1 protein-coding gene is annotated in these 1,282 nt (G+C 45.5%); it reads left to right on the top strand.

All coding sequences use genetic code 11. The annotated features are described in order from the left end of the window. Nucleotides 1-1,275 (top strand): alpha amylase family protein (locus HMPREF0645_RS03995; protein ID WP_007173592.1); only part of this gene is annotated, 1,275 nt, incomplete at its 5' end. Nucleotides 1,276-1,282 lie beyond the last annotated feature (7 nt).

Genomic DNA, 1,282 nt, shown 5'->3' with positions numbered 1-1,282 from the left:
CAGAAAAATAATAAAGAAACAGGAGAAGAAAAAACCGACAAACCGAGATATATCTGGATTGACGCGGCCGCGAACTTCCCCGACTTCGCCAACAGCAAAGAGGCCATAACACGAGACCTGACCCTGGCCAAAGACGCAGGTTTCACGGATATCGTGGTAGACGTGCGCCCAACATGCGGAGACGTATTGTTTAAGACTTCCACAGTAGAACAGGTGAAATATCAATACACATGGACATCCACAGGCTATACAAAGATAGACCGCACGGCCACGTGGGACTACTTGCAAGCGTTCATAGATGCCGCACGAAAATTGGATTTGAAAGTTCACGCAGGCATTAACACGTTTGTGGGAGGAAACACCATGAACAACGGGACGGGCATGGTGTATCGTGACAAAAGCAAAAAGGCATGGACAACACAGATGAGTACAGCTCAGGGAATTGTCAGTATCATGGACGAGGATGAGCCTACCAAGTTTTTAAATCCTGCCAATCCGGAAGTGCAAACTTTTCTTTGCAACTTGTTAAGAGATCTTGCGAAATATGACCTTGACGGTATTGTGTTGGACCGAGGCAGATATTTGGATCTGCGTGCCGACTTCTCCGATCTTTCCCGCAAAAAATTTGAAACGTATATGGGAAGCAATGTCTCCAATTTCCCAGAAGACATCCTTCCCAAAGGCGCGACAAAGTTACCGAACAAACCTTCTGATTACACGAAGAAATGGTTGGAGTTTAGAGCCAAAACCATTCGCGACTTTATGGAAAAGGCACGAAACACAGTCAAGAGCGTCAATTCCAAAATACAGTTTGGCGTGTATGTCGGTGGTTGGTACTCCACATATTACACTGAAGGCGTGAATTGGGGTTCCCCTAATTTTCAGACCTCTGATTATTATAGATGGGCGACTAAAAACTATCACTCCTGCGGATATGCCGACTTGATGGACCAAATGCTCATTGGTGCATACGCCTCGCCATTGCGTGTTTATGGCAATACCGAATGGACCATGCAGGGATTCTGCCTACAGGCCATGTCAAAGATAAAAGGTTCTTGCCCCAAAGTAGTGGGAGGATCCGATGTCGGTAATTGGGACACGACCAATGAAGCCACCCAAGAGCAGGAAAACCAAGCCATCGTACAATCTGTCAAGGCATGTATGGATGCTTGTGATGGTTATTTTCTGTTCGACATGATTCATCTCAAGAAAGCCAACCAATGGAAATATGCCAAAGAAGGCATAGCTAAGGCTATCGAAAAAACAGACCAATAACATATAA

This window comes from Hallella bergensis DSM 17361 (genome assembly GCF_000160535.1).
Classification (GTDB): domain Bacteria; phylum Bacteroidota; class Bacteroidia; order Bacteroidales; family Bacteroidaceae; genus Prevotella; species Prevotella bergensis.
Note: the sequence above shows the minus strand (reverse complement) of the source record. Positions and strands in the feature narration are given on the sequence as shown.